Below are 26247 nucleotides of genomic sequence, written 5' to 3'. Positions count from 1 at the left end.
CTTAACTGGTAAATATGCCTTATATTTGCAAGCATACAAAAATAACATTTCAATTGAGATATTTTTTAGAAATAGCCTATAAAGGAACTAAGTATCATGGTTGGCAGTTACAACCAAATGCTATTTCAGTGCAAGAATTAATTAATAAAGCTTTAACAACAATTTTAAGGAAACCGATTAATATTGTTGGAGCTGGCAGAACTGATGCAGGTGTACATGCAGAACAGTTATTTGCACATTTTGATATTGACAGTATATTTAATATAGATGAAGTAGTTTATAAAACAAATGCATTATTACCAAATGACATAGTGATACTGAATATTATGAAAGTAATAGAGGATGCTCATGCGCGTTTTGATGCCATACAAAGAAGCTATCAATACAGAATTTTTTTAGGAAGAAACCCTTTTTTAGTTGAAACAACATGGCAGTTAATTAATAAAAAGTTAAATGTTGTTAAAATGAATGAGGCTGCTAAAATTTTACTAACTTACACAAACTTTAAGTGTTTTTCTCGTTCTAACACCGATGTAAAAACTTATGATTGTGACCTTAAAAAAGCATTGTGGGTTCAAAATAAACAGCACCTAATTTTTTATATTACAGCAGATCGTTTTTTACGTAATATGGTAAGAGCAGTTGTAGGAACTTTATTAGATGTTGGTACAAATAAAACATCACTTGAAGAGTTTAAAAAAATAATTGAAAGTAAAAATAGGAGTAACGCAGGACCATCTGCGCCTCCACAAGGTTTGTTTTTAACAGAAGTAACCTACCCAAATAGAATTTTTATACATGAGTAAAAAATTAACAGGAAAAGCTTTTGACGCAAAAATATTTAAGCGTTTAATGGGCTTTGCAAAAAAATATCGATTGCAATTTGTTATTGGAACGCTTTCAGCAATATTATTATCGTTGGTTTCAGTAGCAAAGCCTATTTTATTACAAGAAATTGTAAACACCTATTTTGAAACTAAAGATAAAGAAGGTATTCTGTATTTTTCATTACTAATGGTTGTATTTTTAATAGCAGAAGTTTTTTTACAATTCCTTTTTATTTATAAGGTAAATTGGTTAGGTCAAAATATTATTAAAGATATAAGGGTAAAACTACAAAAGCATATGCTTCAATTTAAAATGGCATATTTTGATCAATCTTCTGTAGGAAAATTAGTTACTCGTTTGGTTTCAGACACAGAAACAATAGCACAATTTTTTGGACAAGGATTGTTTATGATTATTAGTGATCTTTTAAAAATGTTGGTAGTAGCCATTGTTATGTTATGGATGAATTGGAAATTGGCATTAATTGCTTTTATTGTATTGCCAATATTAATTTATGCTACAAAATTGTTTCAAATAGCCATTAAATCAGCATTTCAGGAAGTTAGAATTCAGGTAGCAAATTTAAACGGTTTTGTGCAAGAACGAGTTACTGGGATGAACATTGTTCAGCTTTTTAATCGAGAAAAAATTGAATATGAAAACTTTGTGAAAATTAATGAAAAACATAAAAAAGCTCACATTAAAACGGTTTGGTATTATTCCATATTTTTTCCTATAGCTGAAATTTTATCATCAATAGCAGTAGGGTTATTGGTTTGGTATGGAGGTTTAGATATTGTCGATTCAGGAGTAACAAACGCAGGTCAAATTATTGCATTTATTATGATGTCTCAGATGTTATTTAGACCGTTGCGTCAAATTGCAGATAAATTTAATACTTTGCAAATGGGAATGGTTGCTGGAGATCGAGTTTTTGAAATTTTAGATACACAAAGTCAAATTACTAAGACAGGAAATGTTGAAGCAACTCATTTTAAAGGGAATATTTCGTTTAAAAATGTTCGGTTCAGTTATATTAAAGATGAAGAAGTTTTAAAAGGAATTTCGTTCAATGTAAAGGCAGGAGAAACCATTGCTATAGTTGGAGCAACTGGAGCTGGAAAATCAACCATCATCAATTTAGTAAATCGCTTTTACGAAATAAATGATGGCGAAATATGTATAGATAATCATAATATAGAACAATACACACTCACTTCTTTAAGAAATCAAATTGCTGTAGTATTACAAGATGTTTTTTTATTTTCAGATACCATTTACAATAACATTGTTTTGAGTAATGAAAATATTACTTTAGATGAAGTGAAAAAAGCGGCTAAAGAAATTGGTATTCACGAGTTTATTATGAGTTTGCCAAATAATTACAATTATAATGTGAAAGAGCGTGGAGTAATGTTGTCTTCAGGACAAAGACAGTTAATAGCTTTTTTAAGAGCTTATGTAAGTAAACCAAGTGTGTTAATTTTAGATGAAGCAACTTCTAGTATAGATTCGTATTCTGAACAATTAATTCAAGAAGCTACAGATAAAATAACTCAACATCAAACATCTATTATAATTGCGCATAGATTAACAACGGTTAAAAAGGCGGATAGAATAATTGTAATGGATAAAGGTAAAATTGTTGAACAAGGTTCGCATTTAGAACTACTTCAAAAAGACGGTTATTACAAAAATTTATACGATATGCAATTTGTTAATGAGGCGGCTGTTTAATTTTTTTAATTAAGATCGTATCGAATAGTTTCTATTAATTCGTTATGGTTTTTAAATAAGATAAATTCACCATCTTTTATATAAGAAATTTTACCTGTTTCTTCAGAAACAACTAAGCAAAGGGCATCTGTTTTTTCTGTAATTCCAATAGCTGCCCTATGTCGTAAACCAAATCTAGTAGGTAAACTTTTTTTAGATAACGGTAAAATAATTCGAGTGGCAACTATTAAATTTTCTTTAATAATGATGGCTCCATCATGTAAGGGGCTATTTTTATAAAAAATACTTTCTAAAATAGGTTGATTAACTTCAATGTTCATTTTATCACCTGTTGGTTTTACAAAGTCTAAATTATTAGAGCGTTCTAAAACAATTAAGGCTCCTGTTTTTGTTAAAGACATGCTTTCACAGGCAAGTAAAATAGCTTCTACATCCATATCGGTATATATTTCAGTTTTTAAAAATTTAAGTTGTTTTAAAAAACTTCTTTTACTTGTAAAATTGGTAGATCCAAGCATTAATAAAAACTTTCTAACTTCTGGCTGAAAAACGATAAGAATGGCTATAGCTCCTAAACTAATTAAAGCACCCAATAATCCGCTTAGCATTTCCATTTGTAATGCTTCGGTAATTTTCCATATTAAAACTACTAAAGCTATTCCAATAAAAATATTAATAGCAACGGTTCCTTTAAGTAATTTGTATACATAGTACAGTAATACTGCAACTAAAACAATGTCTAAAATATCTAAAAAAGAAAAGTCTAAAAAATCTAGCATTCAATTAGTTTTTGTAAAAATAGGAAAAAGATTGCACACAAAATAGTTATTCACAACCACAATCAGGAACTTTTATTTGATTAAAAATAAATTCGATGTGATTGGTTAGAATAGCGGTATTATTTAAATTAAATAACATTGTTTTGTAAGCTAGGTAATCTTGGTATAATAAATTTTCATTAAAATTTAAATGAAGCATGGTTTGTTTACCTTCTGAGGTAAAGTCAATAAATTCAAGCAATGTTTCTTTAAAATCTCCTTTTTCAATTTTAGAATCATTTAATAATACATTGTTTGGATTAAAAACCAAGTTGATGTTATTAAAATTCAAATAGTTATTTCTGTTTTCTTTGATGAAGTATTTGGATAAAATACTGTCTTTTTTATAAACAACATTGTCAAATTCTAAGAATGATAATTTTTGGGAAATGGTATCAGAAAAACTAAAATAGTTATGCATTCCTTCTTTTGAATGTATGGAATTTGCATGTTTGTCTTGAAGCGTTATAATATCATCAATAAATGTTTTTAAAGGTAAACGTTTATCTATGTTAAATATCCAATGTGTTGAACTTATGGTGTTTTTTCTATTTAAAACGGCCAAAGTATCATTGTTATTAACTTCATAAAAAAACCATACTTGTGAATGGTCAAATACTTCTTGAATTCCTTTTTCTGCTAGAGTTGGAATTTTTAGTTCTTTTTTAGCACAGCTTATCATTAAAAAAGGGAGGATAAATAGTATTTTTTTCATTGTTTATTCTACATTTTTAAGCAATTCAACAATTTTAATAGCTTCAACAGCTTCTTTTACATCATGTACGCGTAAAATGTTAGCACCATTTAATAAAGCTATTGTATTTGCAGTGGTAGTTGCGTTTAAGGCTTCTTTTTGTGTTATTTCTAAAGGTTTAAATAACATAGATTTTCTTGATAAACCTGCTAGTGTTGGAACTTCTAAGCTTTTAAAAAGTTCTAAATGCTTAAGCAGTTTATAATTGTGTTCTAATTTTTTAGAAAAACCAAATCCTACATCAGTTATAATATCATTAACGCCTAATAGTCTTAATTCGTTAATTTTTTTTGAGAAGTAAAATATAACATCATTCACAACATGATTGTATGTGCAATTTTTTTGCATATTTTGCGGTGTGCCTTTCATATGCATAATAATATAAGGAACATTGAGTTTTGCAACTGTTGTAAACATATTTTCGTCCATATTTCCAGCTGAAATATCATTAATAATACATGCGCCTTCATTTATACATGCTTCTGCTATTTCACTTCTAAAAGTGTCAATTGACATTAGTATTTGAGGAAATTCTTTAGCTAAAAGTTTAATCACTGGTAAAATACGTTCTTTTTCTTCTTTTTCAGAAATATGTTTAGCACCTGGTCTAGAGGAATAAGCTCCAACATCTATAAAAGTAGCTCCCTCACTTAGCATTTTGTCAACTTGTTTTACAATGCTTTGGGGGTTGTTGTATTTTCCACCGTCAAAAAATGAATCAGGAGTAATGTTTAAAATCCCCATTACTTTTGGTGATGATACATCGATAAGCTTTCCATTACAATTAATACTAAACATTATTTTACTACTTTATTAATTACTTTAGTCATTTTTGGAGCTTGATAGTTGAACATTTTTGAAACAAGTTCTTCTATAGAGTCGCTTATAATTAACATTTCTTTGTTAGATTGTTTTAAGTATCCTTCAGTTACCATAACTTCTAACTGTTTGATTAAATGATTAAAAAAACCATTGGTATTTAAAATTCCAACAGGCTTTTGTTCAATACCTAATTGTCCTAAAGTTAAGGCTTCAAAAATTTCATCTAAGGTGCCAAAACCACCAGGTAACGCAATATACCCATCAACAAGTTTACTTATTTTTATTTTTCTTTTGCTCATAGTTTTAGTAACAATCATTTCAGTAATTTCAGTATGTGCTACTTCTTCATGACGAAGCAATCCTGGAATTACACCAATTACTTCTCCTTTTTTTTCAATTATTGCATCGGCCAAAACTCCCATCATTCCTATCTTTCCACCTCCATACACTAAACCAATGTTGTTTTTGGCAAAGTGAAAGCCTAATTTAATAGCTTCATTTTTATATATTTCATTAAACCCTAAGCTTGAGCCACAAAAAACAGCAACTTTCTTCATAAATAGATAATTGATTTTTTAATTCATTAAATTTGTTCGAAATTTACGGAATTAATTAAAGTTACATGCAACAAACTTCAAAACAATACGATGAGGTAATTGAAAAATGCCGATCACTATATATTAATAAATTAAAAGATTACGGAACGGCTTGGAGAATTTTAAGATTGCCATCGCTTACAGATCAAATTTTTATTAAAGCACAACGAATTCGTCAGCTGCAAGAAAATGTAACAAGAAAAGTTGATGAAGGAGAAGTTTCAGAATTTATTGGAATTATAAATTATGCCATAATGGCTTTAATTCAATTGGAAAAAGGAGTTGCTGAACAACCAGACATGTCTAATGACGAAGCCGTAAAACTGTATGATACACACATAGCAACAACCAAACAATTGATGGAAGACAAAAATCACGATTATGGGGAGGCTTGGAGAGATATGAGGGTAAGTTCTCTTACAGATTTAATTTTACAGAAGCTATTGCGAGTGAAACAAATTGAAGATAATAAAGGAAAAACATTAGTATCTGAAGGTATAGATGCAAATTATCAAGATATGATTAATTATTCCGTTTTTGCTTTAATACATATTAATGAAAAAGAATTGTAATATGAAAATAGTAGTTCAAATATCAAGGCTTATAGTTGCCATAACGTTTATTTTTTCAGGATTTGTAAAATTAGTTGATCCGCTTGGTTCAGCGTATAAATTTCAAGAATATTTTGGTGCTGACGTTTTAAATTTAGAATTTTTAATTCCTTATGCTTTGCCTTTTTCGGTATTTTTAATTTTAGCTGAAATAATGTTAGGGGTTTTCTTGTTGGTGGGTTACCTTCCAAAAATTACGGTTTGGAGTTTGCTTGGAATGATTTTAATTTTCTTGTTTTTAACTTGGTATTCTGCTTATTATAACAAAGTTACTGATTGTGGTTGTTTTGGTGACGCCGTAAAGCTATCGCCTTGGGAAACATTTTATAAAAACGTATTCTTAATTTTACTAATTATACTTTTGGTTGTAAAATATGAATATATTAAACCGTTTCCAAGTTTGAATTTAGCAAAATGGGTTTCCTTTTTGTCGTTTACAGCTTTTTTATACATAGGGTATTATGTATTAATTCATCTACCAATTATTGATTTTAGACCTTATGCTGTTGGAAAAAATATTAAAGAAGGAATGCAATTTGTTGGAACAGAATTACCACCAGTACATGATTTCTTTTTAGAAACAAATGATGGAAACGATTTAACAGAAGAAGTCTTATCAGCAGATAATATAATGTTAATTGTAGCGTATAATTTAAGTAAGAGTGAAAAAAGTGGTTTAAGTAAACTAAAAGATTTAACAGATAAAGCTATAGAAAATGGTTTTAAAGTTTATGCCTTATCTGCATCAATGAATGAAGAATTTTTAGAAATTAAAAATAAATATAATTTAAATTTTGAAATGTTGTTTTGTGACGAAACTACACTCAAAACAATTATAAGAGCTAATCCAGGCATTGTTACTTTACATAAAGGTACTGTTACAGGTAAATGGAGTTGGACAGATGCTGATGAAGTTCAATTAATACTTAAATAAGTTAACATGAAGCAGGCATTTCTTGTATTTGTTGGAGGAGGTTTTGGAAGTGTTTTAAGATTTTTATTAGGAAAATGGCTGAATAATGTTGAGAATTATATTCCTTATGGCACATTTTTAGCAAATGTACTTGGTAGTTTACTTATTGGTTTTATTATTGGTGTGCTATCTAAGTCATCAAATATTCCAGCCAATCAATCATTATTACTCGCAAGTGGTTTTTGTGGGGGCTTTACTACTTTTTCTACTTTTGCCTACGAAAACCAACTTTTCCTTAAAAATGGAGACTATTCTCAGTTTTTGTTCTATACTTTAGGATCGTTAGTTTTTGGTTTTTTAGCAGTTTTTTTAGGCTTATATCTTTCCAAACTTGTTTAATTTGTCTGTTTTTTAATAAAAAACAAATTTTCAACAATACCAATTTACTTAATACAATAAAAAACTCAATAAAATTTTAAAAACCCTATAAAAAATAGGGTATATTTTATTTAAAATAATAAAAATTATATTTATACCCTATAAAAAACAAGGTTAAAGTATATTTATATATATTTTTGTGATAAAATTAATTAAAAAATCATTTTATCATGAAAAAAATCGAAGCGATTATTCGAAAGTCAAAATTTGATGAAGTAAAAGAAGCTTTACATCAAATTGAAATTAACTTTTTTAGTTACTGGGATGTAACCGGTGTAGGAAATGAAAAACAAGGACACGTATACAGAGGTGTTAGTTATAGTACTACAGATATTCAGCGTAGATTTTTATCAATCGTAGTTTCAGAAACTTTTTTGGAAAGGACAGTAGATGCTATTTTAAAATCAGCATTTACTGGAAGTGTAGGTGATGGAAAAATATTTATATCAAATATTGAAGAAACCTACAGAATAAGAACTCGAGAAAGAGGTGCTAACTCATTAAAATAAATAACTACTAACTTTTTTATTATGGAAAACACATTATTTACAGTGAGCAATGTTTGGATGATGATTTGTACTGCACTAGTATTTTTAATGCATTTAGGATTTTCATTGTTAGAAATTGGATTAACAAGACAAAAAAACACCATCAATATATTATTTAAAAATGTATTTATTATATCAATTGGTTTGGTATTGTATGCCTTGGTAGGGTTTAATTTAATGTATCCAGGCTCATTCATTTTAGGAATTATTCCTGATTATTTTTTCGATTTATTTGGGTTGTCAATACCTGAAAACGGTTTAACAGCAGAATATGCAAGTGGAGGTTATACTTATTGGACTGACTTTTTATTTCAAGGAATGTTTGCGGCAACAGCGGCAACCATAGTTTCTGGAGCTGTGGCCGAAAGAATAAAATTAGGCGCTTTTATGGTGTTTTCAATTTTTTATATTGGAATTGTGTATCCTATTACAGGTTCTTGGAAATGGGGAGCAGGTTGGCTAGATGAATTGGGTTTTTATGATTTTGCAGGTTCAACCTTAGTACATTCTGTAGGTGGTTGGGCAGCTTTAGTGGCGGTTTGGTTATTGGGAGCCCGAATTGGAAAATTTAAAAAAGATGGTTCTATTGGAGCCATCCCAGGTCATAACATTCCTTTAGCTACTGCAGGTGTGTTTATACTTTGGTTGGGCTGGTTTGGTTTTAACGGAGGGTCTGTTTTATCTGCAAATCCTGGAAGCACTTCTTTAGTTTTAGTAACCACTTGTATTGCCGCAGCTTCAGGTGGCTTAGCAGCTTTTTTTGTTTCATTATTTAAACATAAACAATACGATTTATCAATGTTTTTAAATGGAGTGTTAGGAGGATTGGTCGGAATTACGGCTGGAGCAGATTTAATGAGTGTTACCGATTCAATTTTTATTGGTTTTATAGCTGGTACGCTTATTGTTTTAGGAGTTGGATTTATTGATAGTATGAAATTAGATGACCCTGTTGGTGCTATTGCTGTTCATTTAATATGTGGTATTTGGGGAACACTAGCAGTAGGAATTTTTGGAAGTATGGCTGGATGGGGACAGTTTGGAATACAATTGATTGGAGTTTTGTCAGTGGGTGTTTTTTGTTTGGTTTCTGCATATACAATCATAAAAATATTAAAATCTACTGTAGGGATTAGAGTTTCTTTAGAAGAAGAACAAGACGGTTTAGATATTCATGAACATGGTATGGATGCTTATCCTGATTTTCGATTAAACCAACATTAATTGCATTTAATTAATGTACTTAATTGCCAATTTTGAAGATTTTTTTAAAAGCATATAATGTTTAATAGGATTGCTATGGAATAAAAATGATTACTAACAGTTAAAAATTTACTGTATAAAATCAATTAAAAAAAATACTAATACTATTTACAGTCATAATAAGTGGTAACTTAATGCAAGTTTTAAGAAAATAGAAGTTAGATATTGGAGTTGATTTTACTAATAGATATATTTGGGATGGATTAGAATTTTAAAATTCTCCTGTGATGTAACCTAATGTAAAGTTTATTTCAGATGACTTTACCTTGGATGCTTAGATTTCTTTTAACGTCCTTAAAAGCTGAGATGCCCAAATAGGTTTTTTAATGTTTGTTATAGGCTTTTACACCAGCCAAAATCTCAATAGGAATTGTATTTTCTTTTGGTGGAATTGGACAAGAGTATTTGTGATTATATGCGCAATAGGGGTTGTATGTCCTGTTAAAATCAATGCGAATCATTGTAGTATCTTTTTCAGGAATCTCTAAATCAATATATCTGCCACCTCCATAAGTACTTTTACCGTTTGTAGCATCATTAAAAGGTAAAAATAAATGATTTTCATATCCAATACTCGTCATTAATTGTTGATTTTGATAAATATTTAACTCAATTTTTTTTCCATTTAAAGTAAAATATGCAACTCCGTATTTTTTATATAATGGCAATCGGTCTGTGGTTGTTGGCATTTCAAAAACAGGTTCATTAGGAGTTCGTGTAAACTTAGCTGTAATGTTGTATTTTTTATCAATGGGGAAAAAATCTAAAGTCTTAAAACTTTTTAAATCTTCTTCTGTTAATGGTGATTCTTCAGCATCAGCAAATTGAGTATTTAATTCGTATTGAAAATTTTTAATTTCATCTTCATAACCAATTTGTTTATGGGTACAACCGATTAATAATGATAGGATACTTATAAGTAAAAACGTTTTTTTCATGCCAAAAAAGTTTGTAACTCAAAAATACAAAATATTACATTTGTAATAAAAAAGATTGTTGTTTAAATAATTTTTGTAGTTTTGAAAAAAAATAAATTAAAAAATGATGAATTGTTTCACATACAAGGTTTCCGTAAAGAAGAGGTTTTTAATAAACTGTCGGAGTATGTATGTGTTATAATTATGTAAATATAAAATATAGTTATCCAATATAAACCCGGCTTTTTGCCGGGTTTTTTAATTTTGAAAGTATGGTAAAAAGAACATTTATAACTTATCAAGATTCATTTAGAGGACTCTCAAACGAGGTTTGGTGGTTGGCACTCATAACATTTATTAATAGGGCGGGGACTATGGTTTTGCCATTTATGACGCTTTATTTAACGAAAGATTTAAACTTTTCGTTAGCGCAAGTAGGAACTATTATGAGCTGTTTTGGAGTGGGTTCATTATTAGGTTCTTGGTTAGGAGGTAAATTAACCGATAAAATTGGTTTTTATAGAGTTATGTTTTGGAGCTTATTAATCACAGGTTTTTTATTTATAGCATTACAATTTATACATTCATTTATTGGGTTTGCATTGGCAATTTTTATAACCATGTCTATAGCAGATACTTTTAGACCAGCTATGTTTGTTTCATTAAAAGCCTATAGTAAACCTGAAAACCAAACGCGCTCACTTACCTTAATTAGGTTGGCTATAAATTTAGGATTTTCATTGGGACCTTTCTTGGGAGGAATTATTATAGCGACTTTAAATTACTCTGGACTTTTTTGGGTAGATGGTATAACTTGTATTACTGCGGTGTTTTTATTAAAATTAGTATTGAGTAAAAGAGAACTAAGTAAGAAAAGCGAAGCTATTGTAGATACTTCAGAAACACAACGTTCGGTATATAGAGATAAACCTTATTGGTTGTTTTTGGTGATTGTTTTTTTAATGGGCTTTATTTTCTTACAATTATTCACTACCATGCCACTATATTACAAAGAGGTGCATGCATTAAGTGAAGTACAAATAGGCTTAGTTATGGGGTTAAACGGATTTTTAATCTTTTTATTTGAAATGCCTTTAATTCATTATATAGAAAAAACATTACTAAACAGAATGAAAATTATTACTTGGAGTTTGGTTTTATTTGCACTAAGTTTTATAATATTAAATGTAAGTAGTTGGGTGGGTGTTTTGATTATTGGAATGTTGTTTATAACTTTTGGTGAAATGTTAGCGTTTCCATTTACTAATAATTTTGCGATGAATAGAGCTCCAAAAGGTAGAGAAGGCCGTTATTTAGCACTATATACTATGGCGTTTTCTGTTGCACATATTTTTAGTGCCAAAACAGGGATGGAAATTATTGATAGATTTGGATATATTACTAATTGGTTTGTAATGGGTGGCTTAGGGTTTGTAGCAGTTATTTTAATGATTTTTTTAAGAGATTTATTACATAAAGAAAAAGAGGTGATAGGTAATTAATTGCCTCTTTTATAGTTTTTGTTTTCTAAAAATATTTTTTAATGGGGTGTTTTTACAATAGCATATAATATGTTTATCAGAAAATAGAGCTATTATTTTTGATGTTTATTTATATTTAATTGTATTTTTTGACAAATTATTTTAACCTTTAATTAAAGAGGTTAAAATATCAATAGCTGTTTTAGAAGTTGTTGTTTTGGAACTGATAATAAATTTAACACCAGTACGAAGCAAGTACTCATAATTTTGAGAAGGAATATTTTCATGAATAACAACCATAATATCTTCTCTTCCATACAATTTTAACTCATCAATAATTTGTTGAATAAATACTTTGTGATTGGTTGTTGATAATAAAATATTTAACGAATGTACATCATTCTCAATAGCTTGTTTCACTAATTTTTTTGAAGTTTGAAATAAAAATCCAATATCAACATCAAATCCTAAATCGGCATACCTTGTGGCTACTATTTTTAAATTATTATCTTGTGATTTTGACCCAAGTTCAGCAATCATAATACGAGGTCTTCTGCCTTCTAATTCTGCAAATGTATTGGCTAAATCGGTAGCTTTTTTAAACTCTTGATCGTTTGGTTTTTTATTGAACATTATTAGAATTTGTTAAAAAGATTGCTAAATTTTATTCAAATACGTTTTCTAATGCATTTGATATTTCTCCTAAAGTGGCTCTTTTTTTGGCAGCAATTATTGCTAATTCTAATAAATTTTCGTTCCCAGTTTTGGAACAAGCTGCTAAGTTATTGAGAGCTTCAGATATTTCAGTTGTATTTCTAGAAGCTTTTAATTGCGTTAGATTATTTAGTTGATTTCTTCGTATTAACTTGTTGTCTTCTTGTATCGAAAGATTGATATTTGACTTAACTTGTATATTAAGAATTCCATTTTCAATGGCTTTATTTATCCCTCCAAATTTTTCAATTTCTTGCAATAAAGCCCAAGTTTTGGTGGTTATTTCTTGGGTTTGTTTTTCAACAAATGAACTTCCTGCCCAAGGATCAACAGTGTTAGTAATATTTGTTTCTTCTTGTATAAAAAGCTGTGTGTTAAGAGCAATTCTATCAGAAAAATCTTCGGATAATTCATTGGAGTTGTCAATAATATTGGTATCAATACTTTGTGCACCTCCAAAAGCTGCCGTTAAGGCTTTAATGGTGGTTTCAGTAATAGTATCAAAAGGGTGTTGTTTAGTTGAACTCCAGTTATGAGTTTGACAATGTACTTTTAAAGCTAAAGATTCTTGATTTTTATGGTTGAACTGTTTTACTATTTTAGCCCAAAGCATACGAGCAGCTCTCATTTTAGCAATTTCAATAAAATGATTCCTATCAATGTTCCAAGAAAATGATAATTTTGTAGCAAATGAATCAATATCTACACCGCTATTAATTGCAGCTTTAAGGTATTTTAAACCATTTGCTAAAGTATAAGCTAGTTCAATTTCTGGTAGAATTCCTACTTTTTGTAAGTGATAGTTTGAAATTGATATAGTATTAAATTTAGGCAGATGTTTATTGGTGTAATCCAAAATATCTGAAATTATTCTCATAGGAGGCTTAGGTAGTTGCATAGTAGTATTATGCAATGTAAGCTCATCAATTTGAAGAATGCCAGAAAGTAAGTTCTCATCAATATTTTGTTCTTTAGCAGCTACTATGTAAAAGGCAAGTATGGGTAAAACAGCTTTATTTATAGATATAGAAACAATTAATTGTTCTAAAGGAAGCTTTTTGAAAAGGATCTTCATATCCTCTACAGAATCTATGGCAATCCCATTTTTTCCAATATAATTTTGTACATGCTCATAATCAGAATCATAACCGAGATTTGTTGCTAAATCAAAAACAACCGAAATATGTTTTTGATTAGCGGTTAGGTTTTTGCGATAAAAGGTATTACCTTCTTCTGCTGTTGAAAAACGAGTACTTTGTATAATTGTCCAAGGTTTTTTTACGTACATAGTTGAATGAATACCTCTTAAAAATGGCGCAATACCAGCAACATAATTTTCATGGTTAAAATTAACTTCCTTAGTGCGCTGAGTGCTAATTGCTAGTTTAGAAAAATCTTTACGTTTCATTTTTCAATCTTTTTTGTTCCAAAGTTTTAGAAAGCCGTTTTGCACTTATTGGAATAATTAATGTTTTGTACGGTTTCCTTTTAATAAAAGGACTAATTTCTATATTGTTTTTAATGTTTTCTTGTTCATTTAGGTATTTGTTAGAACCAACTAAAACAAGCTCTCCACTATTAAATTTAATTTGTTCCTTTTGAGCGTTTTCTGCTATTTTTCGTTGGATGGTTCCTTCTTTTAATTGATGTAAAAAGCCACCTCCTTTTTCTATATCTTTAAAAATAGCCAATGCTTTTTCTGCAATTTCTTTAGTAATGGTTTCAATATAGTATGTATCAGTTACTATATGTTGTGCATTTTTAAAATTATTTTCTTCTTTTAAAATTAGTAATTGATTTTGTGCAATTTGTTCTCCAAATTCATTAGGATGATGAAATAAGGTGTCAAATGAACAATTAGAAATAGTATTGGCTCCTCCTAAAATGGCACTCATGCTTTCAGTTGTGGTTCGAAGCATATTCACATGTGCATTGTATAAAGTTTTGTTTCTTAGACTAGGTTCAGCAAATATTTGTGCAATAGAATTGGTGTTGTATTCTCCTAAAATTAAATTGTATAAATAACGAAAAGCTCTTATTTTGGAGATTTCAAAAAAATAATTACTACCCATTGCAAAATTAAATTGAATTTTTTGAGCAATATCATCGCCAAATTTGGTTAAATATTCATTGGCATGTGCTAACGTATAGGCTGTTTGTTGAACGGTATTTGCCCCAGCGTTTTGATAAATGTTAACATCTACACTTAATAAAAATTGTTTTTTGTTTTGTTGAAGTAGGTTTTCTATTACATTAAAATCATTGGTTAATGAGTTAAACCAATTTCCAGTTTTAGCTAAATTGCCTACAATATCTAAATTGTAATAAACGGTTTCATTTTTAAGAAGTTTGAAAAGCTCATCGATAAAAGTTTCATCTAAAAAATAAAATTGAAAATGGAATTCGAGCTGTTTATTTAATAGATTTTTAAACAGTATTTTGGAGTTAAAAGGTTGATTAACAATAAATTTAATAGAGGCGACTCCATTTTTTATAGCATTTGTAGCTTTTAAATTTGCTTCTTTTTCTGATGAAATAGTTATTTTTTGGCAAATTTTAAAATCTTCTTGAGGTGTTGGAATCTTTAACTTTTCAAAATTGTCTAAGTGGTAAAATGGCTTTATAGTTATTCCTTCATTAGTTGTAGTTAAAAGAGTTTTGTTATAATCTGCTCCTTTTAAGTCAAATTGGATTTTTTGTTTCCAAGCAGCTGCCGAACTAGGATTAAAATCTTTGGTTATAAAGTCACTCATAATTTATAGTATTTTGAAAGCGAAATATGTTGAATAAAAATAGGAAAAGTAACTTTAAAAATGGTAGCATTACTTTTTTAAAGTATCATATTCAATAATATAAATTTCTTCATTCTCTTTTTTCATGTAGTATTCTTCTCTAGCAAATTTCTCTAACTGTTCTTTATCTTGTAATTTTTTTATGAGTTCTTTATCTTTTTCAATTTCAGTTTTAAAATGTTCTTTTTCACTTTGTAGTTTATCAATTTCTTTATTGAATTCTAGATGATTCAGCAATGAATTTTCATCAAAAAATACCATCCATACCACAAAAATGGAAAGTATAATTACATACCTATTGGTAATAATTTTAATGATAGGTTTATTTTTTAATTGATGAAATGTCATAAAAAACTATAGTTTGTTAGTTATTACAGTTCTAACGATATCTATAGCAACCGTATTATATCGATCATTAGGAATTATAATATCTGCATAGTTTTTGGTAGGTTCAATAAACTGTTGATGCATTGGTTTTAAGGTGGTTTGATATCTTGTTAATACTTCATTTATATCTCTACCTCTTTCTTCAATATCTCGTCTAACTCTTCTAATCAAACGTTCATCTGTATCTGCATGAACAAATATTTTAATGTCAAAAATATCTCTTAATTCTTTGTTATTAAAAATTAAAATTCCTTCAACAATAACTACTTTTTTGGGGTGAGTAATTAGCGTATCTGAAGTTCGATTATGCGTTACAAATGAGTACACAGGTTGTTCAATTACTTTTCCTTGTCTTAATAAATTTAAATGGTCAACCAATAACTCAAAATCAATAGCTTTTGGGTGGTCAAAGTTTATTTTTGTACGTTCTTCATAAGATAATCCAGTGGTAATATTGTAGTATGAATCTTGTGAAATTACACAAACTTCATCAACAGGTAATTCATGTAAAATTTGATTTACTACGGTTGTTTTTCCGCTTCCAGTACCTCCAGCTATTCCAATTATAAGCATAAATAGTTAGTTTGATGTTAGCAAAATTAAGGAATAAAAATAAATATATGTGAATTCAATTTTTTATTATTTAGGAGGAGTGTGATAAATAAAAAAAGCCTCTTCAAAATTGAAGAGACTTTTTTGAGCCGATGGAGGGACTCGAACCCACGACCTGCTGATTACAAATCAGCTGCTCTAGCCAGCTGAGCTACATCGGCTTGTTTGCGGGTGCAAATTAAAATACTTTCTAGATAATAAACAAGTATTTTTTTATTTATTTTTTAAGTGCAATTTAATGTCTTGAATTTAAGAACTATTTTAAAGATATTTTCAACTGTTCTTTTTTCTTCATAATGTTTTCAATGGTATTAAAAATGTCCTTTTTTAGTTTTTTGTAATTTTTAAAATAGGTATTTATTTCTCGTTCTAATTTTTTATGAGACTCTAAGAAATTTTTATTGCTTTTAACACTATTGGTTTCAATTAAGTCAACCAATATTTTTTCGTGTTTGTTTATTAAATTTATAAATGTGGAAATTAATTGCTTTTCAGTGGCTATTTTTTTTACAAAATCTTCAATGTTTTTTTTAAGACCCAAATCTAAACAGTCTATAAAATACATGCTTAATAAATTGTCTAAAAAGCGTAATTCATCATTAATAAATTCAATTTCTGAAATCCATAATTTTGAATCGTAGTGAAGCTCGGCGATGCTTTTTTCTCTGCCAAACCAGTCCTTTTTTATTTTGGTTTCCATCGTTTGTAATTTTAGATTATTTTTTATTCTTGTTTTAAAATACTTTCGAGATATTCAAAAATTCTAATTTTAAAATTTTGATAAGTTATAGTGTAATTAAAAATCTTTTCTGCCAATTTTTCATAAGCAATTAATTGAAACGATTCATAATATAACTTTCCACTTAAATTGTTATGTTGCTCGGTTAGTTTGTGTAAAATTCTTTGATTGTTTTTTAGTAAAATGTCAATTTCTTGAATAAAAAGCTGTATCCGTTCATAAAGGTTTGGAATTCTAGATTTAAAAGAATTGGATTGAATTAGTTTTTTTAAAAAGGCCAATTCTGTTTTAATAAATTCAAATCTAGAAATCCAAATTAAAGTATCATACTCTAATTCATTAATGCTTTTATTGTGTTCGAATTTTTTATAGGTAAGTTCGCTAGTTTCCATAGTTTTTCAATTTAAATGCTCTTCTAATTAAATTGAAATTTGTGAGATATAAAATGATATTCCTCAAACGTAAAATTTATTTCATTCATTCATTGATTATAAAAATAAAGCAATCAATTGGGCATTTAAGCTATATAATAGGCGCTTTTTAATTTAAAATTCTTTAAAATATAGATAATTGATTATTTGAAATTGAGGAATATCATTCCAGTTTATAAAAGTCTGTAATAACTTTAAAGTAAATAAAAATGTATGAACCATGAAAAAATTAATTATTTTATTAGTTTATTTATTTTTTACTACAGAGAATTTTGCACAAATGATTTCAAATATAGACCAAATTTCTCCTTTTCATGACAATTTAGCTGCAGTAAAAAAAGATGGAAAGTGGGGGTTTATTAATAATGATGGTGTTTTAGTGATAGATTACAGAGACGATTTAGTATTAAGTAATTTGCCTGATGCCAATTTTTTATATCCTGTATTTAAAGATGGAAGGTGCTTAATTAAAAAGCTTGTGGATAACAAATATTTTTTTGGATATATTAATAGACTTGGTGAAACTGTAGTAAATCATCAATTTTTAAACGCTACAAATTTTTTTAATGGATATGCAATTATTGTTCAATTTACCAATGATACCATTGGTTATAATAAAGTGTTAAAAAAAGCAGTAATTGCTAATAAAATTGAAGAATACATTATAAATACCAATGGGGACAAAGAAGCTTATTTATACAATATACGAACTTATATTCCTTCAGAATTGACTATTCAATTACCTCCAAGCATCCGCTCTAAATTTATTGCTCCAAATTTAGTTGCTGTAAAAAAGGATGATTATACCTGGAGTATTTATAAACTATAATTAAAAAGCTTAACTATGTCACTAAACTTTAATCAATTTGCAATAGATGCCAATAAATTTCTAAAGATATATACAAAGGAATTAAATCTTGGCAATGATACCGAACAGGCAGGACGTATTTTATCTTCTATATTACATGGCTTACGAGAGGTTATATCTACCGAAGAATCATTACAACTAATTGCTCAATTTCCAATGTTTTTAAAGGCTGTTTATGTTAATGGATGGTCATCTCGTAAAAAGAAGAAAGTAAAAAGTATGACCGAGTTTATTGATTTAATAAGGGTTTTTGATGGAAAAACTTCAATTCATGATTTCGGATCAGATGCCAAAGCTGAGAATTATATTAAATCAACATTTATGGTGTTAAGAAAGTATATTTCTTTAGGTGAATTAGAAGATATTAGAACAGAACTTCCTAAAGACCTAAAATTTATAATATATCAAAATATAATGTTTTAATGCTTTTAATATGGAAACAATATCACCTTATAAAGTAGTAGAAATTAAACTCGATAACATTATATTAAATGCTAATTTAAGAATGACCAATCCTTCAAAAGGAATCATATTATTTTCTCATGGAAGTGGTAGTAGTAGATTGAGTATACGAAATAATTATGTAGCAAGTTTATTATTTAAACAAGGGTATTCCAGTTTGCTATTTGATTTATTAATGCCTGAAGAAGATTTAGTTTATGGAAATCGGTTTGATATTAATTTATTGACTGAACGTTTAGTATTAGTTACCCATTGGGTTTCTAATTATAAAGAAACTAGCAATTTACCTATTGGTTATTTTGGATCTAGTACTGGAGCAGCTTCAGCATTAAGTGCAGCATCTAAAATAGGTGAAAAAGTAAAGGCTATAGTTTCACGAGGAGGTAGACCAGATTTGGCAATAATAGAGTTAAAGTCTATAACTATTCCAACTCTTTTAATTGTTGGAGGAAATGATGGGGTGGTAATTGAATTAAATAAAAAAGCAAAAGAACAAATAAATGGCGTTTGCGAGCTAGAAATTATTGAAGGTGCTTCACATTTATTTGTTGAGTCTGGAAAATTAGATTTAGTAGCACAAAAAACAATAAGTTGGTTTAATACTTATATAAAAAATAAATGAACTTATAATGTTTATTAATAGAGAACAGGCTGGTAGTTTATTAGCAGATGAATTGTTAATTTATAAAAACAACAAAGATGTTGTAGTAGTGGCAATTCCTAGAGGAGGAGTGCCAGTAGGGTATGAAATAGCAAAAAAATTAAACCTTCCTTTAGAAATTGTACTCTCAAAAAAAATTGGTCATCCATTTAATAAAGAATATGCTATTGGAGCTGTAACTTTAAAAAGTAAAAGTTTAAATGAATTTATTGAAGGAGTAACAGCACATTATATTGAAAGTGAAATTAAAAGAATTAGAGAGGTTTTAACAAATCGTTATAAATTGTATTATGGAGATAGAATTCCTATGAATTTACAAAATAAAACAGTGATTGTTGTGGATGATGGCGTAGCTACTGGAAGAACATTACTTTCAAGTATAGACCTTATCAAAAAAGAAAATCCAGCAAATATTGTTGTAGCTCTTCCTGTATCATCCATAGTTGCATTTAATACCATTAATGAGTTGCCAATAGTAAAAGAGACAATTTGTTTATTAACCCCAAAAAATTTTAGAGCAGTTGGACAATTTTATAAAGATTTTAGACAAGTTTCAGATGAAAAGGTAATTCAATTATTAAAATAATAATTTATAATGCAGTTTTATAAACAGAAACAGGGAAGTGAAAACTTCCCTGTTTCCTTTTAAAGAATTTAATTCAACAATTTAATGTTGTACAATTTTAAAATTGCTTTATAACTCAAGTAATTTTAGAATCATACGAATCCAAACCATTTTTAAATTCTTTAACTAATTTATACTTTGTTAAGTATAAATTTTTCTTTTTCATGGGTTTTTTGTTAGAAACAGGAAGCCTAAACTTCCTGTTTCCTTTTTAAGAAAGAATAAGGTAACTTCTTGATATTGAAATAATCTTTCAAAAATTTTTATTACTAAAAATTAGCTAATAAATTAAAACTGTCAAAAAGGATATCTTAGCCTTCCTAATTTATAATGTTTTAAAAAACATCATGAATTTATTTTTTAGATTTATTTTTTAAGAAATCAAAGAACTTAAATTTTATGTTGTAAATGTATATGGGAAATTTTATAAATAAAATGATTGCCATCAATTTACGATATGATTGTTATCAGTTTAGTTTTAATAAATAATAATGCCATAGGCAATACTTAGTAAGTAAACACCAATTAAAAACAATAAAATGTAAAACACTTGAACAAATTTGATGTTTACAAAATTTAACCATTTAACAGTTTGTTTAGGTATTATAAAAAGAGACAAACCTAATAGTAAAGAACACCAACCAAATAAAGTTATTATAATTCTATAATCTGCTTTCCATATATTGTGAAATAAAAGATTAAGCAACCCAATAATTATGGCTAAAAATGAAATAATTATGGTAAACTTTTGATCTTTTAAATCTATTACAATTTGCCTTATTCTTTTGGGGTTAAAACTTAATATTAAAAAGAAAATGATTAAGTACCACCCCCAAAACTTTGCTAAATAAATTGAGCTATTTTCCATAAGTTAATATTTAAATTCTTCATGTAATACTAAAAATGGGATTTCTGTATGGTAACTTATTTCTTCAACAGTTGGTCTAAATAAAATTCGTTGAAAAAGATTTAAGTTTTTGGCTATCATAACAATCATATCTATATCTCTACTTTCTGCAAAGCATTGAATTCCTTCTTCAGTTTTTTTATTGGTTATTTTATGAAAAGTACATTTTTCATCTGTAAAAAAAGTATGAAGCATTTCTTTATTCTCAACTTGATAAGGGGTTAAATTTTCATCTTTTTTTGTAATATGAACCACTCTTAAAAAAGCATCTTGTAATTTCATAAATTCTAAAATCTCTTTTAATACTTTTGTTTGATAAAAAATATTATAATCTGTTGGAAAAGCAATTTCTTTTAAAGGTTTGTAAATTGAATTTTCGGGAACAATTAATGTCGGACATTGAACTTGTGTTATTAAATCTCCAGTATTACTACCAATAAGAACTTCATTTAAACCAGATGCGCCTTTGGTACCCATTACTATAAGATCAATATTTTTTTCTTTTAAATGATTTTTTACAGAATCAATAAAAAAGTCATAACTAGTAATTGTAAAAAAATTGTGTTTTGGGTTTTTGGTAAGTGATTCACATTTTTTTAATTGTTTTTTTATAGTTGTTTTGGCTTGTTTTAATAAGGTATTTTCAATAATACCTTGTGTAGCTACTAAAGGATAATCACCGCTGCTTGAACTATATGAAATTAATGTAACATGCAATAAATAAAAATTACAAGCAGTTTCCTTAAATAATGAAATTGCGTATTTAATTGCATTCCATGAGTTTTCAGAAAAGTCGGTAGGGAGAAGTATATTTTTCATAATGCTTAATTGTTTAATAGCGTTTATACTCAAAGTTAAAACGCACATTTAAAAAGCAAAATGATATATATCAACACTTTGTAGTATTAATTTATTTTTTGTAGTTTTTCTAAATTCAGAATTTTAATATTTCTTCCTTCAATATCAATAATTCCATCTTTTTTAAAATCGGAAAGAGTTCTAATAAAAGTTTCAGTAGCTATTCCAGCAATACTAGCCAAATCACTTCTGGAAATTTTAATGGATTCTTCGGGTCTATTTTTAATTTTTTCTGAAAAATGCAAAATGGTATTAGCCGTTTTTTTTCTTACAGAACTGTAGGCCATTTCAAGCAAATGATCTTTAATTTCTTTGACATTATCTGTTAAATGGTCTATTAACTCTAAAGTAACTTCATGATTTTGTTCTAAAATTTTTTTTAATTCACTCTTAGACATTCTAAAAACCACGGTTTCTTCAATTGCGGTAGCATATTCTTGATAAGGGAGATTATGTAAAAATGAAGTTATCCCAAAAAAATCATCTTCTTTATGTAAGGCTGTAATCAATTCTTTTCCTTGTTCATCAATTTTATAGGTTTTTACTACGCCTTTTTTAATTAAGTAAACATAATTTGAGTTGTCTCCTTTATGATAAATAATTTTATTCATCTCAAATGAGATTTCTTCTACATTTTCAATAAAAAATTTCTTTAAATGATTTAAGTTTTTAAGTTCATATTTTGAAATTATTTCTTCATTAAAATGATTTTCTGTTTCAACAGAAACCTCATTTAAAATGGCAATTTTAGCAAGCCTGCTTTCAATTGCGCTAAACAATTCAGATTCGTCAAAAGGCTTTGTAATATAATCGTCTGCACCTAAGTTCATCCCTTTTCGGATATCTTTATGCTCGGTTTTTGCAGATAAAAATATAAAAGGAATTTTTTTGGTGGCATCTTCTTTAGATAAAATTTGTAATACACCATAACCATTTAGTTCAGGCATCATGATGTCACAAATAATAATATCAGGTAGGTGTTTTTTTGCTTCAATTATTCCATGTTTTCCATTTGAAGCGCAAATAACAGTATAGTTGGCTAATTCTAAAAGTTCAGCCGTATTCTCTCTTACAACAGCATCATCCTCTATTAATAAAACTTTTTTCATGAGTTTATGTTTTAATATTTAGATAGTGCAAGGGGAATTTGAATGCGCTATTTTTTGCCTCCTTAAATTTAATCATTTTGTTTATCAATAAATAATTTATTGATTGTTATTTTTGTTTTCTTTAGGAAGAATTAATACAAATTCGGATCCTATGTTTTCTTCACTTGAAAAATTAATTTTTCCTTTTAGATTTTCTATATGAGCTTTTATAATATTGAGTCCAATGCCCGTTCCTTGGATATTTAATGCATTTTCAGCTCTAAAATATCGATTGAATATAAATTTTTGATCGTTTTGAGGAATTCCTATTCCTTCATCTTTTATTTTAAAAATAATAGTACCGTTATTTTGGTAAACAGCAATTTGAATTGTGGTATTTTCTCCAGAATATTTAATAGAATTGTGTATTAAATTAGAAAGTATTAACTCTAATATGCGTTCATCTTGTTGAAGAACAAAATCATCAATATTATCAGGGATTATAATTCGTTGCCCTGTTTTTAATAATAAATTGGCATTATAAACCACTTCATTTATAACTTTACTTAAATGAAATGTTGAGAATTTATAAACTATTTTATTAGAGTCTAATTTTTCAATGGATAAAAAATCATTTAAAATGTCATTTAAGTAATGAACTTTATTGGTAATAATTTCAATATGTTTGTCACGTTTTTTTTGTTCTTCATTGCGTTGGTATTTTTTTAAGAGCATTGAGGAAGTTAAAATTCCACTTAAGGGAGTTTTAAATTCATGAGAAACCATAGATAAAAATTTTGTTTTAAGGTCGTTAAGTTCAATTTCTTTTTTTAAGGCAGCTTTAATTCTAGTTTCGGCAATAATTCTTTTTTTAATTTCTTCTTTGTAATTTAAATTTAGCTCTTTTAGTTGTTTAATGGTGTTATTGAGTTCAGCAGTTCTATGCTTAATTTTTTTTTCTAACTCGTCGTTTAATGTTTCAATTTGTTTTTCATTTTTTTTTCTAGTAGTAACATCAATAATTAAAGCAATTACAAAATTGTCATTTCCTACTTTAAATGGGTTTAATCCAATTTCAACAGGAAATTCTTTATTGTTTTTACCAATGCCATATAAGTCTGATCCATGTTCAATTTTTTTAATATGGTTTGTTTTTATAAAATTGTTAAAATGTGCGATGTGATTTTTGTGAAATTTAGAAGGAATTAAAATGTGAAGTGCTTTATTGATTAACTCACTTTTACGGTAACCAAACATGTTAGCAGCTGAAGAGTTAGCGGCAACTATTATTTGTTTTTGATTAACAATAATAACTCCTTCAGGAATAGCTTCAAATAAAATGTCAAAAATATTTTTATTTTGATGAAACATAGAATTTTAATTAAGAGAGATTTTACTATTAAATTTCGGAAAAAAAGTTTAATTATTTGATTTTTAATACATAAAATGTACATAAACTGATGGGAGTCATTATTTTTTAGAAGAAATAAAAGTAATTTTAAATTGATGGATGTTATAAGAAATAAGAAATTTGATTTAAAATAATGCTTACGTTTAAAAATTACAATATAGCTGATTGGTTTTCATTTTATAGAATTGCTGCAGCTCCATGGTTAATATGTCTATTACTATTAGATAATCGAAACCTATTTACTTGGTTTTTATTAGTTAGTTATAGTACGGATATGATTGATGGGTTTTTAGCTCGGAAATTAAATATTGCAAGCGCTAGAGGTTCTCAATTAGACTCATTTGGAGACCAAATTACATTTGCTATTGGTTTGTTAGGTTTGTTTGTTTTTGAATACGAATTTTTAAAAAAAAATTACCTGCTAATTCTAATTGCTTTTTTGCCTTATGTTATTCAAATGCTACTCGCATTTATAAAATATAAAAAAGCAACTGCCTTTCATACTTATTTGGCAAAATTATCGGCCATAGTACAAGCAGTTTTTATTTTATGGTTATTATTTTTTGAGCCTATTTATTGGTTGTTTTATGGAATGATTATATTGGGGGTTTTAGAAACTATTGAAGAAATTACACTCATATTCATGTATGATTCTTGGGTGACAGGCGTAAAAGGAATTTATTGGGCTTTAAGAGATAGAAGAAGATTAAAATTGTAATAGTTTATGAAATGCGGAAATTTTCTTTTTTATCAATAATATGGTTATGTATAGCATTTTTAATTGTTGATGTTTTAACTTTTTATTGGCTACAGGCTATCACAAAATCAATAGAAATTCCTTTTTTTAGGCCAATAGTTTATACGGCTTTTTGGGTGTTTACTTTTGGTTTAATAACTTCAATAATTACTTTAAGAGTTACTTTAAATTCAATACATCCCAAACGTAAACAATTGTTTATATCATCGCTTTATGGACTTACAGTAACTTCTTTTTTTCCAAAAATAATTTTTGTAATTATTATTAGTGTACTCTATTTTTCTAATACTTTTTTTACTGAAGAAGTTTCTCTGATTGTTATTCCGTTAATTGGAGTGTTTTCAGGAGTTTTACCGTTTTTTGTAATACTTTATGGAATTTTTTTGGCAGTATATCGATTTAAAGTTTATACAGTGAAGTTAAAGTTTGAATGGTTGCCTAAAAAATTTAATCATTTAAAAATTGTCCATATTTCAGATCTTCATTTAGGAAGCTTTAATTACCGATATCAAATATTAGAAAGAGCAGTAAATATGATAAATGATTTAAATCCTGATTTTATTTTTTTTACTGGAGATTTAGTGAATAATTATGCTTGGGAATTGAAAGGTTGGGATACTGTTTTTAACAAATTAAACGCAACCAAAGGAAAGTTTGCAGTTTTAGGGAATCATGATTATGGAGATTATAGCACTTGGGAAACAGCTAGTTTAAAGGAAGCTAACTTTAAAGCTATTTTAAAATTTTACCAGAAAATAAACTTTAAAGTATTATTGAATGAAGCTGACATTTATGAAGAAGAAAATGAAAAAATAGCCATTTTAGGCATCGAAAATTGGGGAGTTCCTCCATTCAAACAATATGGAGATTTAAAAAAAACATTGACTATAACCAAAGGTGTTTCTTTTAAAATTTTACTTTCACATGACCCAACGCATTGGAGTGAAGAAGTAGTAGGTAAAGAAAATATTGCGCTTACACTTTCTGGTCATACCCACGGAATGCAAGCTGGAATTCAGTTTAAAAATAAAAAATGGAGTCCTATAAAATATAAATATAAACATTGGGCAGGTCTTTATAAGTTTAATAATCAATATTTATATGTAAATAGAGGTTTGGGTTGGTTGGGCTTTCCTGGTAGATTGGGAATGCGACCAGAAATTACATTGATAAAGCTTGAAAATTAGTAGTATAACGTATTTACAAATA

Annotated in this window: 30 protein-coding genes and 1 tRNA gene; 14 read left to right on the top strand and 17 right to left on the bottom strand. The window is 27.8% G+C overall.

What is annotated here, in order from left to right; genetic code table 11:
- Positions 1–14: 14 nt before the first annotated feature.
- Together truA and Q0714_RS11020 are read left to right on the top strand one after the other, a co-directional pair.
- Entirely contained in the window at positions 15–806 is a 792-nt protein-coding gene (truA, locus tag Q0714_RS11025) for a tRNA pseudouridine(38-40) synthase TruA (RefSeq protein ID WP_298264970.1), read from the top strand.
- Positions 799–2565, top strand: coding sequence for an ABC transporter ATP-binding protein (locus Q0714_RS11020; protein ID WP_298264968.1), 1767 nt, complete (start codon positions 799–801; stop codon positions 2563–2565). The genes truA and Q0714_RS11020 overlap by 8 nt, the downstream gene beginning before the upstream one ends.
- Before the next feature lie 5 nt (positions 2566–2570).
- Here the strand turns inward: Q0714_RS11020 and cdaA are convergent, their stop codons facing one another.
- Genes cdaA through Q0714_RS11000 form a run of 4 tightly spaced genes read right to left on the bottom strand, consistent with a single transcriptional unit; the run spans position 2571 to position 5516 of the window.
- On the bottom strand, positions 2571–3344 hold the full coding sequence (gene cdaA / locus Q0714_RS11015; protein WP_298264965.1) for a diadenylate cyclase CdaA: 774 nt from the start codon (positions 3342–3344) through the stop codon (positions 2571–2573).
- A 46-nt stretch (positions 3345–3390) separates the two neighbouring features.
- Positions 3391–4098 (bottom strand): hypothetical protein, encoded by a 708-nt coding sequence (locus tag Q0714_RS11010; protein WP_298264963.1) that lies wholly within the window; start codon positions 4096–4098, stop codon positions 3391–3393.
- 3 nt (positions 4099–4101) lie between these two features.
- On the bottom strand, positions 4102–4935 hold the full coding sequence (folP, locus tag Q0714_RS11005; RefSeq protein ID WP_298264960.1) for a dihydropteroate synthase: 834 nt from the start codon (positions 4933–4935) through the stop codon (positions 4102–4104).
- A complete protein-coding gene (locus Q0714_RS11000) occupies positions 4935–5516 on the bottom strand; it encodes a TIGR00730 family Rossman fold protein (protein WP_298264958.1) in 582 nt (193 codons plus the stop codon). Before Q0714_RS11000 ends, folP begins: the two co-directional genes overlap by 1 nt.
- Before the next feature lie 65 nt (positions 5517–5581).
- On the opposite strand from Q0714_RS11000, the gene Q0714_RS10995 reads away from it, so the two are divergent.
- The 5 genes from Q0714_RS10995 (at position 5582) to Q0714_RS10975 (ending at position 9289) form a co-directional block, all read left to right on the top strand.
- Entirely contained in the window at positions 5582–6127 is a 546-nt protein-coding gene (locus tag Q0714_RS10995) for a DUF1599 domain-containing protein (RefSeq protein WP_298264955.1), read from the top strand.
- 1 nt (position 6128) lies between these two features.
- Positions 6129–7100 (top strand): BT_3928 family protein, encoded by a 972-nt coding sequence (locus Q0714_RS10990; RefSeq protein WP_298264952.1) that lies wholly within the window; start codon positions 6129–6131, stop codon positions 7098–7100.
- A gap of 6 nt (positions 7101–7106) precedes the next feature.
- Positions 7107–7478 (top strand): fluoride efflux transporter CrcB, encoded by a 372-nt coding sequence (gene crcB / locus Q0714_RS10985; RefSeq protein ID WP_298264949.1) that lies wholly within the window; start codon positions 7107–7109, stop codon positions 7476–7478.
- Between the two features lie 209 nt (positions 7479–7687).
- Positions 7688–8026, top strand: a complete 339-nt coding sequence (locus tag Q0714_RS10980; protein WP_298264948.1) for a P-II family nitrogen regulator — start codon at positions 7688–7690, stop codon at positions 8024–8026.
- A 21-nt stretch (positions 8027–8047) separates the two neighbouring features.
- Positions 8048–9289 carry an ammonium transporter gene (locus tag Q0714_RS10975; RefSeq protein ID WP_298264945.1) on the top strand — a complete coding sequence of 414 codons (1242 nt, stop codon included), beginning with the start codon at positions 8048–8050 and terminating at the stop codon, positions 9287–9289.
- A 362-nt stretch (positions 9290–9651) separates the two neighbouring features.
- On the opposite strand, the gene Q0714_RS10970 is transcribed toward Q0714_RS10975, so the two are convergent.
- Positions 9652–10266, bottom strand: a complete 615-nt coding sequence (locus Q0714_RS10970) for a DUF1684 domain-containing protein (RefSeq protein WP_298264943.1) — start codon at positions 10264–10266, stop codon at positions 9652–9654.
- 251 nt (positions 10267–10517) lie between these two features.
- Here Q0714_RS10970 and Q0714_RS10965 point away from each other — a divergent pair, with 251 nt between their 5' ends.
- The gene (locus Q0714_RS10965; RefSeq protein WP_298264940.1) at positions 10518–11747 is read left to right on the top strand and encodes an MFS transporter; all 1230 of its coding nucleotides are present in this window, start codon (positions 10518–10520) and stop codon (positions 11745–11747) included.
- A 141-nt stretch (positions 11748–11888) separates the two neighbouring features.
- On the opposite strand, the gene Q0714_RS10960 is transcribed toward Q0714_RS10965, so the two are convergent.
- The 8 genes from Q0714_RS10960 to Q0714_RS10925 all read right to left on the bottom strand — a co-directional run bounded on the left by Q0714_RS10960 (position 11889) and on the right by Q0714_RS10925 (position 17362).
- On the bottom strand, positions 11889–12359 hold the full coding sequence (locus tag Q0714_RS10960) for a hypothetical protein (RefSeq protein ID WP_298264937.1): 471 nt from the start codon (positions 12357–12359) through the stop codon (positions 11889–11891).
- A gap of 31 nt (positions 12360–12390) precedes the next feature.
- Positions 12391–13848 carry a methylmalonyl-CoA mutase family protein gene (locus Q0714_RS10955; protein WP_298264935.1) on the bottom strand — a complete coding sequence of 486 codons (1458 nt, stop codon included), beginning with the start codon at positions 13846–13848 and terminating at the stop codon, positions 12391–12393.
- A complete protein-coding gene (locus Q0714_RS10950) occupies positions 13838–15193 on the bottom strand; it encodes a methylmalonyl-CoA mutase subunit beta (protein WP_298264933.1) in 1356 nt (451 codons plus the stop codon). The genes Q0714_RS10955 and Q0714_RS10950 overlap by 11 nt, the downstream gene beginning before the upstream one ends.
- Before the next feature lie 69 nt (positions 15194–15262).
- Positions 15263–15580 carry a septum formation initiator family protein gene (locus Q0714_RS10945; protein ID WP_298264930.1) on the bottom strand — a complete coding sequence of 106 codons (318 nt, stop codon included), beginning with the start codon at positions 15578–15580 and terminating at the stop codon, positions 15263–15265.
- 6 nt (positions 15581–15586) lie between these two features.
- A complete protein-coding gene (gene udk, locus Q0714_RS10940) occupies positions 15587–16192 on the bottom strand; it encodes a uridine kinase (RefSeq protein WP_298264928.1) in 606 nt (201 codons plus the stop codon).
- Positions 16193–16318: 126 nt separating this feature from the next.
- A tRNA-Thr gene (locus Q0714_RS10935) sits at positions 16319–16392 on the bottom strand.
- A 95-nt stretch (positions 16393–16487) separates the two neighbouring features.
- Complete coding sequence (locus Q0714_RS10930; RefSeq protein ID WP_298264926.1) at positions 16488–16931, bottom strand: hypothetical protein; 444 nt, start codon at positions 16929–16931, stop codon at positions 16488–16490.
- 23 nt (positions 16932–16954) lie between these two features.
- The gene (locus Q0714_RS10925) at positions 16955–17362 is read right to left on the bottom strand and encodes a hypothetical protein (protein ID WP_298264923.1); all 408 of its coding nucleotides are present in this window, start codon (positions 17360–17362) and stop codon (positions 16955–16957) included.
- 259 nt (positions 17363–17621) lie between these two features.
- Here Q0714_RS10925 and Q0714_RS10920 point away from each other — a divergent pair, with 259 nt between their 5' ends.
- From Q0714_RS10920 to Q0714_RS10905, 4 genes are read left to right on the top strand one after another with little or no spacing between them, the layout of a single operon-like run.
- The gene (locus Q0714_RS10920; RefSeq protein WP_298264920.1) at positions 17622–18230 is read left to right on the top strand and encodes a WG repeat-containing protein; all 609 of its coding nucleotides are present in this window, start codon (positions 17622–17624) and stop codon (positions 18228–18230) included.
- A 15-nt stretch (positions 18231–18245) separates the two neighbouring features.
- Complete coding sequence (locus tag Q0714_RS10915) at positions 18246–18692, top strand: DUF2267 domain-containing protein (protein WP_298264918.1); 447 nt, start codon at positions 18246–18248, stop codon at positions 18690–18692.
- Positions 18693–18702: 10 nt separating this feature from the next.
- Positions 18703–19353: an alpha/beta hydrolase gene (locus Q0714_RS10910; protein WP_298264915.1), complete on the top strand. Its 651-nt coding sequence runs from the start codon at positions 18703–18705 to the stop codon at positions 19351–19353.
- A 7-nt stretch (positions 19354–19360) separates the two neighbouring features.
- Positions 19361–19978 carry a phosphoribosyltransferase gene (locus Q0714_RS10905; protein ID WP_298264912.1) on the top strand — a complete coding sequence of 206 codons (618 nt, stop codon included), beginning with the start codon at positions 19361–19363 and terminating at the stop codon, positions 19976–19978.
- A gap of 517 nt (positions 19979–20495) precedes the next feature.
- Here Q0714_RS10905 and Q0714_RS10900 read toward each other — a convergent pair.
- The 4 genes from Q0714_RS10900 to Q0714_RS10885 all read right to left on the bottom strand — a co-directional run bounded on the left by Q0714_RS10900 (position 20496) and on the right by Q0714_RS10885 (position 24241).
- The gene (locus Q0714_RS10900) at positions 20496–20885 is read right to left on the bottom strand and encodes a hypothetical protein (protein WP_298264909.1); all 390 of its coding nucleotides are present in this window, start codon (positions 20883–20885) and stop codon (positions 20496–20498) included.
- Between the two features lie 3 nt (positions 20886–20888).
- A complete protein-coding gene (locus Q0714_RS10895; protein WP_298264907.1) occupies positions 20889–21743 on the bottom strand; it encodes a universal stress protein in 855 nt (284 codons plus the stop codon).
- A gap of 86 nt (positions 21744–21829) precedes the next feature.
- Positions 21830–22891, bottom strand: coding sequence for a response regulator (locus Q0714_RS10890; protein ID WP_298264904.1), 1062 nt, complete (start codon positions 22889–22891; stop codon positions 21830–21832).
- 96 nt (positions 22892–22987) lie between these two features.
- Complete coding sequence (locus Q0714_RS10885; protein WP_298264902.1) at positions 22988–24241, bottom strand: PAS domain-containing sensor histidine kinase; 1254 nt, start codon at positions 24239–24241, stop codon at positions 22988–22990.
- A 173-nt stretch (positions 24242–24414) separates the two neighbouring features.
- On the opposite strand from Q0714_RS10885, the gene Q0714_RS10880 reads away from it, so the two are divergent.
- Both Q0714_RS10880 and Q0714_RS10875 read left to right on the top strand, forming a co-directional pair.
- Positions 24415–24999: a CDP-alcohol phosphatidyltransferase family protein gene (locus tag Q0714_RS10880; RefSeq protein WP_298264900.1), complete on the top strand. Its 585-nt coding sequence runs from the start codon at positions 24415–24417 to the stop codon at positions 24997–24999.
- Positions 25000–25010: 11 nt separating this feature from the next.
- Positions 25011–26225 (top strand): metallophosphoesterase, encoded by a 1215-nt coding sequence (locus Q0714_RS10875; protein ID WP_298264897.1) that lies wholly within the window; start codon positions 25011–25013, stop codon positions 26223–26225.
- Positions 26226–26247 lie beyond the last annotated feature (22 nt).

Origin of the sequence: uncultured Lutibacter sp., assembly GCF_947493565.1 — a bacterium.
Taxonomy (GTDB): domain Bacteria; phylum Bacteroidota; class Bacteroidia; order Flavobacteriales; family Flavobacteriaceae; genus Lutibacter; species Lutibacter aestuarii.
Note: the sequence above shows the minus strand (reverse complement) of the source record. Positions and strands in the feature narration are given on the sequence as shown.